The organism is Xylanibacter sp., assembly GCF_057607445.1.
The window spans coordinates 61,319-77,108 of sequence record NZ_DBLZAX010000011.1; the positions used below are offsets into that span (position 1 = coordinate 61,319).

10 protein-coding genes are annotated in these 15,790 nt (G+C 37.0%); 6 read left to right on the forward strand and 4 right to left on the reverse strand.

The annotated features are described in order from the left end of the window. The first annotated feature begins 87 nt into the window (after nt 1–87). Both ACZMIG_RS09755 and ACZMIG_RS09760 read left to right on the forward strand, forming a co-directional pair. Entirely contained in the window at nt 88–1,251 is a 1,164-nt protein-coding gene (locus ACZMIG_RS09755) for a dienelactone hydrolase family protein (protein WP_418874776.1), read from the forward strand. Nucleotides 1,252–1,261: 10 nt separating this feature from the next. Then, on the forward strand, nt 1,262–2,836 hold the full coding sequence (locus ACZMIG_RS09760) for an NAD(P)/FAD-dependent oxidoreductase (RefSeq protein WP_418874775.1): 1,575 nt from the start codon (nt 1,262–1,264) through the stop codon (nt 2,834–2,836). Nucleotides 2,837–3,064: 228 nt separating this feature from the next. On the opposite strand, the gene secA is transcribed toward ACZMIG_RS09760, so the two are convergent. The 3 genes from secA to ACZMIG_RS09775 form a co-directional block, all read right to left on the reverse strand. Then, entirely contained in the window at nt 3,065–6,442 is a 3,378-nt protein-coding gene (gene secA, locus ACZMIG_RS09765) for a preprotein translocase subunit SecA (RefSeq protein ID WP_053398032.1), read from the reverse strand. A gap of 94 nt (nt 6,443–6,536) precedes the next feature. Continuing rightward, a complete protein-coding gene (locus tag ACZMIG_RS09770; protein WP_021854927.1) occupies nt 6,537–7,970 on the reverse strand; it encodes an alkaline phosphatase family protein in 1,434 nt (477 codons plus the stop codon). After that, complete coding sequence (locus ACZMIG_RS09775) at nt 7,960–9,189, reverse strand: Lnb N-terminal periplasmic domain-containing protein (RefSeq protein ID WP_487889483.1); 1,230 nt, start codon at nt 9,187–9,189, stop codon at nt 7,960–7,962. The genes ACZMIG_RS09770 and ACZMIG_RS09775 overlap by 11 nt, the downstream gene beginning before the upstream one ends. Before the next feature lie 95 nt (nt 9,190–9,284). Here ACZMIG_RS09775 and ACZMIG_RS09780 point away from each other — a divergent pair, with 95 nt between their 5' ends. The 4 genes from ACZMIG_RS09780 to ACZMIG_RS09795 all read left to right on the forward strand — a co-directional run bounded on the left by ACZMIG_RS09780 (nt 9,285) and on the right by ACZMIG_RS09795 (nt 14,304). After that, a complete protein-coding gene (locus ACZMIG_RS09780; RefSeq protein WP_487889484.1) occupies nt 9,285–9,989 on the forward strand; it encodes a type III pantothenate kinase in 705 nt (234 codons plus the stop codon). Continuing rightward, the gene (gene bamG / locus ACZMIG_RS09785; protein WP_021854924.1) at nt 9,976–11,277 is read left to right on the forward strand and encodes a BamG family beta-barrel-assembly machinery protein; all 1,302 of its coding nucleotides are present in this window, start codon (nt 9,976–9,978) and stop codon (nt 11,275–11,277) included. The genes ACZMIG_RS09780 and bamG overlap by 14 nt, the downstream gene beginning before the upstream one ends. Continuing rightward, the gene (gene lptC / locus ACZMIG_RS09790) at nt 11,277–11,942 is read left to right on the forward strand and encodes an LPS export ABC transporter periplasmic protein LptC (protein ID WP_021854923.1); all 666 of its coding nucleotides are present in this window, start codon (nt 11,277–11,279) and stop codon (nt 11,940–11,942) included. The genes bamG and lptC overlap by 1 nt, the downstream gene beginning before the upstream one ends. A 220-nt stretch (nt 11,943–12,162) precedes the next feature. Then, nucleotides 12,163–14,304, forward strand: a complete 2,142-nt coding sequence (locus tag ACZMIG_RS09795) for a peptidylprolyl isomerase (protein ID WP_487889485.1) — start codon at nt 12,163–12,165, stop codon at nt 14,302–14,304. A gap of 806 nt (nt 14,305–15,110) precedes the next feature. Here the strand turns inward: ACZMIG_RS09795 and ACZMIG_RS09800 are convergent. Beyond that, on the reverse strand, nt 15,111–15,656 hold the full coding sequence (locus tag ACZMIG_RS09800) for a beta-class carbonic anhydrase (RefSeq protein ID WP_021854920.1): 546 nt from the start codon (nt 15,654–15,656) through the stop codon (nt 15,111–15,113). Nucleotides 15,657–15,790 lie beyond the last annotated feature (134 nt).

Below are 15,790 nucleotides of genomic sequence, written 5' to 3' on the forward strand. Positions count from 1 at the left end.
AAATTGGTCACAAATTTAGCAAGATTTCTTGTTTGTGGCAATTATTTTACATAATAAATTGCTATTTTTGCACAAAATTGGAATATTATGTTACAGGTTATATATAAACGGACGTTGCTGCTTGTCCTCGTTTTGGCTGTATCTTTTGCACATGTAAACGGTCAGAAGAGAAAGTCTTATGAATTTTATAAGGATTTTCCAGTATACGCTGATAAATTACTTGCAGACTTGAAGTATCCACTGGCATGGGGCAATAGTAATGAAACAGATTTTGGTAAATGGAGAGATACAGCACGTAAAAAGGTGTTTGAATGTATGATGACACCGCCAACGGCAGCAAAAAGTTATGATATAAAGATACTTTCAGAAGAGCATAGAGACGGATATGTCGCCCGTAAAATTGAATTTAATCTTTCTGATTATTATCGTGTGAAAGCTTATTTGTTGATTCCTGATGGTAAAGGGCCGTTTCCTGCTATAAATCTTTTGCATGATCATGGGGCGCATTTGTTTATTGGCAAAGAAAAGATGATAATGCCGTTTGATGAAGATTCATCTGTTATTGCAGATGCACGTCAGTGGTGTGATAAGTTATACGGCGGACAATTCTTTGGCGATTATCTGGCAAAAAATGGCTATGTAGTGTTTTCTACTGATGCCCCTTTATGGGGAGAACGCGGTAGGGCGGAAGGTGTTGACCGGAAAAAATATGATATTATTGCAGGTAACATGATGATGTACGGAAGAAATCTATGCGCATTTATGACATATGATGATATCGCATCAACAGATTTTCTTGCAAGTCTCAATGTGGTTGATTCAGACAGGATAGGGTGTATTGGATTTTCTATGGGAGCTTACAGAGCGTGGATGCTTGCGGCTTTGTCTGAAAAAATTGCCGCATGTGCATCTGTTTGTTGGATGGTGACAACCGATGTGCAGATGACATGGAAGTACGGACGTAAGGAAAATGGAGGATTTGCTAACTGTATTCCTTCATTACGGCAGTATCTTGATTATCCTCATATTGCTAGTATTGCTTGTCCTAAACCTATGTTTCTTATTAACGGATTGAACGATAAGCTATTTCCTGTACCTGGAGTCAAAAAGGCTTATGCAATTATGCATGATGTGTGGAATAGTCAGAAGGCCGGAGACAGACTGGTGACTGAGTTAAGGGATATAACCCACTCATGTGGCATAGAAGAACAGAAGAGTGTTCTTGACTTTATGAATAAATTTTTGAAATAATATTTTGAATATGATAAGTGAATATCAATTACGTGTGCTGCCTCAACAGGCTTTCAATGAAGCAACAATAAAAGAATATATATCACGTGAAAAGGCTATTGATGCGAGAACAATAAAGCATGTCAGAGTGCTTAAACGTAGTATTGATGCCCGTCAGCGTACTATCTTTATTAATTTGAAAGTAAGAGTGTATATTAATGAAGAGCCTGAGGATGATGTTTTTGAGCATGTAGAGTATAAAGATGTTTCTTCAGCTCCTTCGGTTGTTGTTGTAGGAGAAGGTCCTGGTGGGCTTTTCGCTTCTTTGCGTCTTATAGAACATGGATTGCGTCCTATTGTTATAGAACGTGGTAAGGATGTTCATGAACGTAAAAAAGATCTTGCTGCCATTTCACGAACTCATAAGGTTGATAATGAAAGCAATTATTGTTTTGGTGAAGGTGGCGCCGGCGCTTATTCTGATGGAAAACTATATACAAGAAGTAAGAAGAGGGGTAATATAAGTAAAATATTAAATGTCTTTTGTCAGCATGGAGCTCCTATTTCAATTTTAGCCGATGCTCATCCGCATATAGGAACAGACAAACTTCCGCGTGTTATAGAAAATATGCGAAATACAATATTAAAGTGTGGTGGAGAAGTTCATTTTCAAACAAAGGCAACAGGAATCATTGTTGAAAATGATGAGGCATTGGGTGTCGAGGCTGTAGATCTTAAAAGTGGTAATGAATTGGTCTTTAAAGGACCAGTGATTTTGGCTACAGGACATTCATCAAGGGACATTTATGAGTATCTATATAAGTCTGGAATAGAAATTGAAGCCAAGGGACTTGCTGTTGGTGTGAGGCTTGAGCATCCTGCCGAACTTATCGATCAAATCCAATATCATAACAGAAACGGACGTGGAAAATATCTGCCTGCAGCGGAATATAATTTTGTCACTCAAGTTGATGGGCGTGGCGTTTATTCATTCTGTATGTGTCCTGGTGGCTTTGTAATTCCTGCTGCGACAGGAAAGGAACAGATTGTTGTAAATGGTATGAGCCCGAGTAATCGTTCTTCTAAATGGTCAAATAGCGGAATGGTTGTTGAAATTCATCCTGAAGATATTGAAGGTGAGCGTGATGCCTTGTGCATGATGCGCTTTCAAGAGAATTTAGAGAAGATGTGTTGGCAGCAAGGCAATATGAGGCAGACAGCCCCGGCTCAGCGAATGGTTGATTTTACACGCTCTAAACTCAGTTATGATTTGCCTAAGAGTTCTTATGCACCTGGGCTAATCTCTAGTCCGTTACATTTTTGGATGCCAAAGATAATTGCGGGAAGACTAAAACAAGGATTTGAAACCTTTGGAAGGATAAGTCATGGTTTCCTTACCAATGAAGCTGTGCTTATTGCCACAGAAACACGAACTTCTTCACCAGTGAGAATCATGCGTAACCCGGAAACATTGCAACATGTGCGTATTCAAGGCTTTTTCCCATGTGGTGAAGGTGCCGGATATGCAGGAGGAATAGTTTCTGCTGGAATCGACGGCGAACGTTGTGCTGATGCAGTTAAGCAATATCTTAATATGCAGAACTAATAAAATGTCCGAAGGGATTCATGTTGATTTGTATGTCATATTGACAGCATTATTTATGGGGACTGTTTTTATGCAGATATGCTTTTTATATGAATAACGATTTGAATTGGCTAAGAAGATAGATTTATAGGATATTTTTATAAAAATAATTCACCCAAGATTACGTTGTTGAACGTCTTCTTGGGTGAATTGCTTTTATTTGGTTATAATAATCAACCTTATAGAGATTTATACGAGTCCTTTGCCGTGGCAGTTCTTGAATTTTTTACCGCTTCCGCATGGACATGGATCATTTCGTCCCGGCAGCTTATCTTTATGAATAGGCATCTGTCTTCTAGGCTCTGCACTTTCTCTTGTATCTTGTTGTGCTGCTGCCTGTTGTGCCGGATCTGTCATGTCGTCTTTTTGTTCTGTATAGCGTTGACTCCTTTGCTCCGGAGCTGCTTCGTGTACCTCTTCTTGTTGCATTTCTGGTATTTGTCCTCTCATAAGAATTCCGACGATTCGGTTATTCATTTGGTCTACCATATCATCGAACAGTTTAACACTCTCTAATTTGAAGATAACCAGCGGATCTTTTTGTTCATATGAAGCATTTTGTACGCTATGTTTCAATTCGTCCAATGCGCGTAGGTTCTCTTTCCAGCAATCATCAATAATATGTAACAGGATAGTTTTCTCGAATTGTTTTACGACACTCTTGCATTCAGTATCGTATGCTTCCTTTAAGTTACATGGAATATTGAAAATTCGTTTACCGTCAGTAATAGGAACCATTATACGTTCATATCTGTCACCTTGGTTTTCGTAAACATCCTTAATGACAGGCCATCCTACGCTTTGAATGCGCTCAGTTTTACGTTTGAAGTCTGCCATTGCCATTTGGAATGCTCTTTCTGCCAAATTGTCATGGCTATCGTTGGTAAATTCCTCCACAGTAAACGGACATTCCATTGATAGTATTTTGAGGAACTCATCTTTGCAGCCTTCATAATCGTTCTTTTCAATAATGTTTACAACGCGATCCCAGATGATGTTCGTAATATCCATTCCGATTCTTTCACCCATGAGTGCATGGCGACGTTTCTCATATACGACAGTTCTTTGTTTGTTCATGACATCGTCGTATTCAAGCAGACGTTTACGAATACCGAAGTTGTTCTCTTCAACTTTCTTTTGTGCTCTTTCGATATTTTTTGTAATCATCGGACTTTCAATACGCTCTCCATCTTTAAATCCGAGGCGGTCCATAACTCGTGCGATTCTTTCACTTGCAAATAATCGCATAAGCTTATCCTCAAGGCTTACGTAGAATACTGAGCTACCCGGGTCTCCCTGACGACCTGCACGTCCACGAAGCTGTCGGTCAACGCGTCGGCTTTCGTGACGTTCTGTACCAATGATAGCCAAACCTCCAGCAGCCTTTACTTCTGGAGACAACTTAATATCGGTACCACGTCCAGCCATATTCGTTGCGATAGTAACGGCTCCAAGTAATCTTTCTTCAACATGTTGATTTCCGTCAGAATCTGTAACAGTGACCTTTCCTAATGTACTACGTCCTGCTTCTGCTACGATATTAGCTTCTCGTTGATGAAGCTTTGCGTTCAACACATTGTGAGGAATGTGGCGCATCTGCAACATCTTGCTTAACAGTTCTGATATTTCTACAGATGTTGTACCAACCAAGCATGGGCGACCAGAATTTCGCATTGCTTCAATTTCCTCTATAACGGCGTTATATTTTTCTCTGGCTGTTTTATAAACTCGGTCGTCCATGTCGTTTCTTATGACTGGCTTGTTTGTTGGAATCTCAACAACATCGAGTTTATAAATATCCCAAAGTTCTCCTGCTTCTGTACTTGCCGTACCCGTCATACCGGAGAGCTTATGATACATACGGAAGTAGTTCTGAAGAGTTATTGTTGCAAATGTTTGTGTCGCTTCTTTTACTTTTACGTGCTCCTTTGCCTCTATAGCTTGGTGTAGACCATCGCTCCATTGTCTTCCTTCCATGATACGACCAGTTTGCTCATCGACGATTTTAACTTCACCGTCCATGACAACATATTCGTCATCTTTATTGAACATGGTGTAGGCTTTCAGAAGTTGCTGTAACGTATGTACACGCTCACTTTGAACGGCATAATGATTCAGAAGCTGGTCTTTCTTATCAAGTTTCTGTTGATCATCAAGTTCTTTTTCATTTTCCAATGCAGAAAGCTGTGCTGTAATATCCGGCAACACAAACAACTCCTTGTCATTTACCTGTTTTGCCAGCCATTCTGTTCCTTTGTCTGTTAAATCAACAGAATTTAATTTTTCCTCAACAACAAAATATAAAGGTTCAACGGCTTCAGGCATGCGACGGTTGTTATTTTCCATGTAATACTCTTCCGTTTTGAGCATACCAGCCTTTATACCTTCTTCTGAAAGGTATTTGATTAACGGCTTGTTCTTCGGTAATGCTTTGTGAGAGCGGTATAGGCTCAAGAAACCTTCTTCTTGAAGTTTTTGGTCGTTCTTCTCACGGCCTTCGCTTATTTTTTGTTTAGCCTCAGCCAAGAATTGTGTGGCCAATTTCCTTTGAACATCAACAAGACGTTCAACCAATGGCTGATATTCTTCAAACATCTGGTCATCACCATTTGGCACAGGACCTGATATAATAAGAGGTGTACGTGCATCGTCAATTAACACAGAGTCAACCTCATCGACAATTGCATAGTTGTGAGCTCGTTGAACAAGATCTGAGGGCGATATTGCCATGTTGTCACGAAGATAGTCGAAACCAAACTCGTTATTTGTACCAAATGTAATGTCTGCTTGGTATGCTTTTCTTCTTTCTGGTGTATTGGGTCTGTGTTTGTCAATACAGTCAACAGATAATCCGTTGAACTCATAGAGCGGTCCCATCCACTCAGAGTCACGTTTTGCAAGGTAATCATTTACCGTAACGACATGTACACCGTTTCCAGTAAGAGCGTTCAAGAATACAGGCAATGTTGCAACGAGTGTTTTTCCTTCACCTGTTGCCATTTCCGCAATCTTTCCCTGATGCAATACGACACCACCAAAAAGTTGGACGTCATAATGAACCATATCCCATTTCATATCGTTACCGCCGGCCATCCAGTGATTACTGTAGATAGCTTTGTCTCCTTCAATCCTAACGAAATCTTTTCTAATGGCAAGTTCTCTATCGAAGTCATTTGCAGTAACAACTACTTCCTCGTTTTCTGCAAATCTGCGGGCTGTATCTTTTATGATGCTAAACGCTACCGGCATAACTTCATTGAGGGCTTTTTCATAAATTTCAAGCACCTCTTTTTCAAGCTTATCGATTTGAGCGAATATATCTTCACGCTCATCAATAGGTGTTTCTTCGATTTTTGCCTTCAGTTCAGCAATCTGTTTCTTTTGATCTTGAGCAGATTCTTGAACATACTTTTGAATTTCCTTTGTGCGGGCACGCAAAGAGTCATTATCAAGTGCTTTAATTTCTGGGTATGCCGCCTTGACTTTTTCAACTAATGGCTGTATCAGTTTCATGTCTCTTGACGATTTATCACCGAACAATGACTTTAAAAAATTATTAAAACCCATATCTATAATATTTTATTTTCTTTTATGAATTGTGAGTATTTGTGTACAAAAGTACAAATTTATTGTAAAAAAGTTATATTATTTTTAGCTTTATTTAATATAAAGGCAATGCTGAACATGCATTTGGGGCTCTAATCCTAATTATTTTTGCTATTGTAGGAGCTATTCTGTCTATTGTTACAGGTGTAATTAACTCCTCATGCTTTATTCCTGTCCCGTAAAAAATTACAGGAAAAGGAATTGCATTCCCTTTAGAAACATATTGCTGTTTTGTATCTTCATTTAGGAGTTTCCAGCCTGGTGAAACTTCAATTATTAAATCCCCACAATTGTCAGGGTTGTACCAGTTACGTAGTTTTGAATCATTCTTGTCGCCATATAGCATCAAGTCATTACTGGTAAACACATTCTTTATTCCTGAATTTTGTATCAAGAAAGATTGAGCACGGCTTAACAGATCACTTATATTTATACGCTTCAGCTCAATTTGTCTTAAATTTAAGAATATCTGATTGTAGAAACAGCTTTCAATATATTTGTCCTGTCCGTATATTGCGCCAAGATACATATTAAGTAAGTTGGCTGTTCTGTTTATATAGAAAGTACCACTAGGTATTCTGTATTTTTCGTAATTAATTTCTTTTTCATCGCAATATCCTGTACTTGTTACGACAAATAAAAGATTATTAATACCTATTTTGCTTTCGAGTTTTGATATTAACTTTTCAAGTTCTTTATCAAGTTGTATATATGTGTTTTGTAATTGTTGCTTGTTTATTTTTTTTACGGGAATCTTCACGCTGTATGTTAATGACAGCATATCTGTGATGTCATCAGTTCCCATTCCACAGGAATTCACGCATTCTAATGCAACATTAGTAATATTTGCATTTACATTGTCTTCAGTGAAATTATTCGCGTAAAGTAAATTATAAGATTCTAACCAGCTTGGAGCTTTTTTGAAATAATATTTAGATGAACACCAGCATTTGTTGTCTTTATTGAACCATAATGCTCCATCTGCAGCATGACCACCTCCGATAACTGCAGCATCACGCTCTAGAGCTATACTATATACAATGGCGTCACCTTCAGTTGCTATTTTAAGTTCGTCATTTATGGTCGTGGTAATGATATTTTTTGGAGATGCTCCTTCTTTTGTGAAGATACCTTCATAACTATTGTCATCAACACAATTTACGGGAATCAAAGTGTTTTTGTTTAACCATCTGAATCCTGTTATTCCATTGGATGATGGAGATGTGCCAGTGGAAATTGATGCAATTGATGATGCACGGTCCACTGGAGAAAACATATATTGTGCATTGCTGTATACAGCACCATTTCTTAGGAGTTTTTTTATTCCTCCTTCGCTATAGTACGGAATAAAAGCTTCAATGTAATCTGTCCTTAATTGGTCTATGGCTATATTTACAACCAATTTAGGAACAGGTCTTACATTTTGTGAGCTTATGTTTCCTATTGATGCAACTGCTAAGAATGTTGCTGTAATGTATTTATTTATCATTGTTCTTTTTACGAATAATGTTATATATGCATCTTATCAGCAAAGATAATGCCAAAATGTACGTGCCCTCAGCGTAGTCCTGAAACAGCCCTCCGATAAAGAAGCATGCGATTGATCCTGAGAGATAGTACCAAAGACGATTTGTCCTATTACGTTTTACAATATTGTATATATAAAATAGCGACAGAGGATTAAATAAAAATATTTGCAGATTTGTACTTGTTGTAGGATGCTTTGAGAAAAACATCATTAATAGTATCAAACCTATACAACCATATATAAAAATTAAAAGTGTGTCAAAAAGCCAAAAATTCTTTTTAAAGCATATTTCAATGATTGTAGTTATTATTATACATCCAAGGAATATCCATGCACAAGTGCTGGGGCGTAGTGGAAATCCCTTTTCATTATTTATGCTTGTCTGACACTTTACTACATCATGCTGGGATAGAATTAAAGGGCGAGTAATGCCATTTTTGTTTTTTATAGTGGCTTTCTCGAAGTCATACATTAAATTATACGGTAAGAATTGGTATTCATTTAGATTGGTCTTTCTGTCTGCTTTTGCGCCAAGTAAAATGTCATTGCCAAATCTTGCCCATGGGGCATTATCATTAAATGAATGTATTAAATCTCTGAATGACGGATATGACTCCTTTTTATTAGGATAACATACCTCCCCGTCAATGTTGTCAAGCAAGATGTTGCGGGCGCGTGTGGTACAATTATCATAAAAGTAGTTATATCTGTATACTCTGTTCTCAGGTAAATAATTTTTTTCGATAGCTTTAATTATCTCCTTTTTTTCTTTAGCTGTGAGATTGAGAACTTGTTGTGTGACACTTCTGTTCTCATATCTGTATTCTTCACAAAAGGCATCAAATGGAATAATACCCATTTCATAATCAGTCAATCCGAAGATGAACCTTAGAATAAAAAAGGGGGCTTTGAATGAAAACATGCCATAATTGATGGCAATATCAATTCCCTTCTTTTTGTCGTTGTATCTGATGGCTGTATGCCCGTAAAGGCTATAGACCTCTTGCCCTGGTGCACAGGTCAACAAACTTATCTCTATCGAATCTTCGTCTGTTGTTAGAGACTGCACGCTATTACTGGCACTTATTTCGTTCGTATTTAGCGAAATAAGGCATATTATGGCCAGAATTATAAATGTTTTGAAACGTTTCACGATGCAAAAATAATTCATATTTCTCATTTAACATACTATTATTCCAATTTTTTTAATAATTTTGCACGCTGTAATTTAAAACAGTCAAGTGAATCTGATTATAGATATAAGGAAACACGTGCGTGAAATTCGCATGCTTCAATGATGGACATATCATTGAATGTGTTCGTGTTGATAAAAGCGATGCAATATATAGACTGACAGATTTTTGTAATAAATACCCATTTAATAAAGGTATATATTCTACAGTAGCGAGTCTTGATGACGATTTGGTGTCGGCATTTGAAAATTTGCCGTTTCCTGTAATCAAATTAATAAGCGGTAAAACTCCTGTTCCAATTGTTAATCGCTATGCTACTCCTTCAACGTTAGGTGCGGATCGTTTGGCCGCAGTTGTCGGTGCTAATTATTTACGACCTGATTGCAATGTCCTCGTCATAGATGTCGGCACGTGTATAACATTTGATTTTGTTACGGCTGAAGGCGTTTATGAGGGCGGTAATATTTCCTTGGGACCTACAATGCGTTTTTATGCACTTAATGAACATACGGCAAAATTGCCGTTAATTGAGCGAAAAGGTTGCGTGAAGATGCTGGGTGACACTACGGAATATGCGATAAGAAGTGGTGTCGTTCAAGGTATTAAATATGAAATAGAAGGTTACGTAAGAGCCTTTTTAGAAAAATATCCGGATCTTTTTGTTTATTTAACTGGTGGCGTTCATTTGAATTTGCATTTTTCAGAAAAAATGCCCATCTTTGCAAATGATTTTATTGTCCCCATTGGACTTAACAGAATATTAGAATATAACAATGAAATTGTATAGAACGGCGTTAAGCGCAACATTATTGTCGCTTTGTGTAATTCCGACATTCGCTCAAAGTGGAACTAATTCTCCTTATAGCCAGTATGGATTAGGACAGTTAAGTGAGCAGACTAGCGGTTTTAATCGAGGTATGAACGGATTGGGTTTGGGATTTAGAGAGCATAATCAAGTTAATTATATAAATCCGGCGTCATATTCTTCAATGGACTCGCTGACATTTATTTTTGATGCAGGCATGTCTGGTCAGATAACAAATTTCAGTGAGAATGGAACTAAAGTCAATGCTAATAATGCTGATTTTGAGTATGCTGTTGCCGGATTTAGGGCATTTAAGCATGTTGGTGTGAGTTTTGGATTAATACCGTTCACTAATATAGGATATAATTATTCTGTTACTGATTATCTTGATGGTGACAGAAGTACCACTTATACAAATACTTATTCAGGCAGTGGCGGTATCCATCAAGTGTATTTTGGAGCTGGTTGGGAATTCCTAAAAGGATTGTCAATTGGTGCTAATGTCTCATATATTTGGGGTGACTTAAACCGCTCTGTTGTTAACAGCTATAGTGACAGTTGGGTGAATACTTTGTCAAAATATTATACGGCAACTGTAAATAGTTATAAGTTGGACTTTGGACTCCAATATTCAGTTAATTTGAATAAGAATAATTCATTGACGTTGGGTTTGACTTATGGACTTGGCCATAAGTTGAATTCAGATCCGGAATGTCTGATTATTTCAACAAACTCATCGACTTCTGTCGCAGATACTACATCGTTTAGAGTGGATAATGGTTTGGAAATTCCGATGTCATTCGGTGCCGGCTTTATGTGGAATTATAAGAATAAGTTGAAACTTGGTTCTGATTTCACTCTTCAAAAGTGGGGTGGAGTAAAGTATCCGGTATACAATGTCGTTAATGATGTTCCGTCTTATGAATTAGTTGACAATTATTATAAAGACAGATATAAAGTTACTGTAGGAGGAGAGTTCTGTAATAATGAAATGAGTCGTGATTTTATTGATAGAGTCCGTTTTAGAGCAGGCGTCTCATATTCAACACCTTATTATAAAGTGAACGGTCAGGATGGACCTAAGGAAATAAGCGTAAGTGCAGGATTCGGTATTCCAATTATCAATAGCTATAATAACAGGTCTATTCTTAATGTTTCCGGACAATGGGTTCATTCATCAGCAGATGGCCTGTTGACAGAGAATACTTTTCGTATTAATATAGGAATAACGTTTAATGAACGTTGGTTCATGAAGTGGAAAGTTGATTAATGTTTTTATTTAAGCAGACATTGAAATCCTATATATTCATAGTGTTTGTGTTTCTTTTCCTTTCTTGCCAGGAGGGAAAAGAACACATTGCGCCAGCAATAAATCCTCGTGATTCTGTTGCCGTAATGATTTCTTATGGTGTTAATACATTGGTTTCAGATTCAGGCTTAATTAAATACCGTATTGTTGCTGAACGTTGGGAGGTAAATCAAGAGAAAAAACCATCTAGATGGATTTTTGATAAAGGTCTTTTCTTGGAGCAGTTTGATGAGAAGTTCCATGTTGAAGCCTATATTCAAAGCGATACCGCATATTATTATGATCAGTCAAAGATTTGGGAGCTGAGGGGGCGTGTTCGCGTAAGAACAGTTGATGGCATGCGCTTTTCAAGTGAGGAACTGTTTTGGGATCAGAACAGCCATGAGCTGTATAGTCATAAATTTTCTCATCTTATTACTCCAGACCGAGAGATGCAGGGCACTTATTTCTTGAGTGATGAGCATTTAAGACATTATACAATATCTAATACAAAGGGATCTTTCGTCAAAGGTAAATTTGGCGAAAATACAGATAATGATACTATTTTAACAGCGCCGGATACTGTTAAGGCAAAGAAACGATTGCCTACAACTCCTTCGGCCAAAACAGTGCATAAAGAAATTTAATGTTAAATAAAACTAATTTTAAGCGTTCCGTAAATTTGATACGATTGTAGGTTATACCGAATAAATGAGCTAATACCGCATGAATTACAGTATGAAAAGCCTTAACAATGAACTTTTTAAGAGAAAAATAATTGTTTTTATTTTCTTTTTTGTAATTTTGTGCGCTAAAATGTTCAAATACTAATTTGAGGGAATAATAAAAAAATAAATATTTATAATAATGGCAGCATTAGGAAAAATCAGAAGCAAAGGCGTTATCCTCATCAGTATATTAGGATTCGCCCTTTTTGCATTTATTGCTGAAGAGTTGTTCCGCTCTTGTGAGTCATCACGAAACGAGAGCCGTCAACAAGTAGGCGAAGTTTTAGGTGACAAAGTCAATGTGCAAGATTTTCAGAAGCTAGTTGACGAGTACACTAACGTTATTAAAATGACTCAAGGTCGCGACAATCTTACTGATGACGATCTTAATCAAGTAAAGGATGTGGTTTGGAATACTTTTGTTCAAACTGAAATCATCAGCAAGGAAGCATCTAAGTTGGGATTGCAGGTTACAGATCAGGAACTGCAGAACATACTTAACGCTGGAACAAACCCGATGCTTCTTCAGACACCTTTCGTAAACCAGCAGACTGGACGTTTTGATGCTAATTTGTTGAAGAAGTTCTTGGCTGAATACAAGCAGGCTCAAACAACAAATCCGCAGATGGCAGAGCAGTATCAGGGTATATATAATTTCTGGACATTTATAGAGAAATCTTTGCGTCAGCAGGTATTGGCTCAGAAATATCAGTCATTGTTGGCCGGATGTTTGATTTCTAATCCTGTATCAGCTAAAATGGCGTATACAGATGAAAATCAAGAAAGCAATATCCAGTTGGCATCATTCGCCTATTCTTCTATAAATGACAACAAGGTAAAGATTTCTGATGCAGACTTGAAGGCTAAGTATGAAGAACTCAAGCCTCGTTTCAAACAATACGAAGAAACACGTTCAATCAAGTATGTTGATTATCAGGTTTTGCCTTCTGCATCAGACCGTGCAGCTTTGAAAAAGACTGTTGCCGGATATGTGCAGTCATTGAAGGAAACAGCTGATCCGGTTGAAATAGTAAGAAATAGCGGTTCTTTGGTTACATATTTAGGTATTCCTCAGACAAAAGCTGCATTCCCGACAGATATAGCAGCACGTCTTGATTCTATGGCTGTAGGTTCAACTTCTGCACCTGTAGAAAATAAGTTGGATAATACCATAAATGTAGTAAAACTTATATCAAAAGTTCAATTGCCTGATTCAGTTCAGTTCCGTGCAATTCAGGTTGGTGGCGCAACACCTGCTGATGCTGCAAAAACTGCCGACAGTATATTTACAGCACTCAAGAGTGGAGCTGAGTTTGAAGCTATTGCAAAGAAATATGGTCAGACAGGCGAGAAGAATTGGATAACATCTAATCAGTATCAGAATGCAACTTCAATGGACGCTGATACAAAGTCTTATATTGAGTCTTTGAATACATTGCCTGTTAATGAAATAAAGAACTTAAAACTTACACAAGGTAATTTGATTCTGCAGATTACAGACCGTAAGGCTATGACAGATAAGTATGTAGCTGCTGTGATAAAGAAACCGATTGAGTTCTCAAAGAACACATATTCAGCTGCATTTAATAAGTTTAGCCAGTTCGTCAGTGAGAGTCAGACTTTGGAGGCTATGCAGAAGAATGCTTCTAAGTATGGTTACAAAGTTCAGGAACGCATGGATATACGCAATTCAGAGCATTATGTAGCAGGTATACATGGTACTCGTGAAGCTCTTAAGTGGATATTCGAGACAGACGAGAACAAGGTATCACAGCTTTATGAGTGTGGAGATAATGACCATCTGCTTGTTTTGGTTATGACCAAGATTAACAAGAAGGGATACCGTTCACTTGATGATGAAAATGTAAAGAATTATGTAAAGCAGGAAGTCTTGCGTGATAAGAAGGCTGAAATGCTTATGGCTAAGGTTAAAGGCGTGAACAGCATCTCTGCAGCTAAGGCAAAAGGTGCTCAGGTTTCTGCAGTTAATCAGGTAACATTTGCTGCACCTGTCTTTGTTCAGTCTACAGGTATGAGCGAGCCCGCACTTAGTGGTGCAGTAGCTGCAACAGCGAAGGGTAAGTTCAGTTCTGCTGCAGTTAAGGGTAACGGTGGAGTATATCTGTTCCAGGTTTTGGAAAAGAAAATGCGTCCTGTTAAGTTTAATGCAAAAGAATATGAGCAGCGTCAGCGTCAGAAGATGATGCAGTATGTGGGTAACTTTATGCAGGAGCTTTACATAAATGCAAATGTTAAGGATAACCGTTACTTGTTCTTCTAATTGGATTTGAATATAAAGACGGTTTATTAAATAATTTGGCAGTCCCGACTGAAGATAATTCAGTCGGGATTGTTCTTTTTTATAATTTGGCTATTTTGTAAGCTTCCAACCTGTTTATTAAAAAAAGCATATCTAGTGCAATCTAGACTTTTTATCCTTAAATGTGTTTGTTCTAATGAAATTTAAGGTTATAATTCAGCTCGTGTGTTGTATATATCTGAGAGTGAATATAAATTCTGTATTTATTGTTTTATTCTGAAGGTTATAATTTTGTCTTATTTTTGATAGTATTTTACAGATGGGCAATGCATAAATTATGTCAAGTCGTGTTTTTACTGTTTTTTAGAGATGCTAAACGTTAAAGTCTAGTAACTTCATAATTGTTGTTCTTAATAGGTCATAAATGGTGCCTTGACATTTTTGATGTAAGGTTATTTTATTCTATTGTGTCAGATAAATTTATTTTATAATGATGTATGTTTATTGATTTAATTTTTTATTAATCAATGTTTGTTTGTTGAAAGTTATAAAGTAATTGATTTTGATGAACTAATTCAGTTATTTTTACCATAAAAATCATTGAGTTTTAGGGTAAAAACAACTGAATTATATGACCGTTGTATAACGTGTTGATATTCAGTTAGTTGCTTGTTTGTATGCTTTTATGCTGCAATATGACATATATTGAAGCGTAAAAGATGTCCTTTTGTGCTTTGAAAGGATGTATCTTATGCTCTGCTAATAATTCTTTTGATTGATCCGAGTAAATAATAGTTGCTCTTAATTATTTTGTTTGAGGTTTCTGTTTAGCATATAACCTCAGAAAGTTTGCCTGTATATGAATCTATAATAAATCCGCGTACAATAATGTCTTTGGGCATAAGAGGATGTTTGGCAACAATTTCTACTGACTTTCTGACAGCTTCTTCTGAATTGTTAAATCCATTAAGCCATGATCTGAAGTCAATTCCGCAATATTTCATCATGTCTATGTGTTCTTGTGAAACACCTCTTTCCAGCATTAGTCTGATCATTTCGTCTGGATCTAGATGCTGTGCTCCGCAGTCAGTGTGTCCTATAATCATAATCTCTTTGACTCCCAGTTCATACACTCCTACAAGCAAGCTGCGTATGGTGCTGTCAAATGGTGACTGAATGATGCCTCCTGCATTTTTTATCATCTTTACATCCCCGTTCCTTATTCCTAAGGATGCCATAAGTAATTGTGTAAGTCTTGTATCCATACACGATACAATTGCAACTTTCTTATCTGGATATTTGGTGGTTACATATGGTTCGTAAGCCTTTTCTGTAACGAACTGTTTGTTATAAGCTAGAAATTCGTCTATCATATTTGTTTATTTTGAATATAATCTTTAGGTTATTTCTTGTTTTAATTTATGGGCAAATTATGCAGAATCTTTTGCAAAATTAGTAAAAATAATAATATACGTGGAAACAGTTTAGAAAAATTATTCATATTAAA

Bases quoted from the DNA above. Each gene is read 5' to 3' on its own strand.
- ACZMIG_RS09755 (WP_418874776.1), top strand. From the start codon at position 88: ATGTTACAGGTTATATATAAACGGACGTTGCTGCTTGTCCTCGTTTTG.
- ACZMIG_RS09760 (WP_418874775.1), top strand. From the start codon at position 1,262: ATGATAAGTGAATATCAATTACGTGTGCTGCCTCAACAGGCTTTCAAT.
- secA (WP_053398032.1), bottom strand. From the start codon at position 6,442: ATGGGTTTTAATAATTTTTTAAAGTCATTGTTCGGTGATAAATCGTCA.
- ACZMIG_RS09770 (WP_021854927.1), bottom strand. From the start codon at position 7,970: ATGATAAATAAATACATTACAGCAACATTCTTAGCAGTTGCATCAATA.
- ACZMIG_RS09775 (WP_487889483.1), bottom strand. From the start codon at position 9,189: ATGAGAAATATGAATTATTTTTGCATCGTGAAACGTTTCAAAACATTT.
- bamG (WP_021854924.1), top strand. From the start codon at position 9,976: ATGAAATTGTATAGAACGGCGTTAAGCGCAACATTATTGTCGCTTTGT.
- lptC (WP_021854923.1), top strand. From the start codon at position 11,277: ATGTTTTTATTTAAGCAGACATTGAAATCCTATATATTCATAGTGTTT.
- ACZMIG_RS09795 (WP_487889485.1), top strand. From the start codon at position 12,163: ATGGCAGCATTAGGAAAAATCAGAAGCAAAGGCGTTATCCTCATCAGT.
- ACZMIG_RS09800 (WP_021854920.1), bottom strand. From the start codon at position 15,656: ATGATAGACGAATTTCTAGCTTATAACAAACAGTTCGTTACAGAAAAG.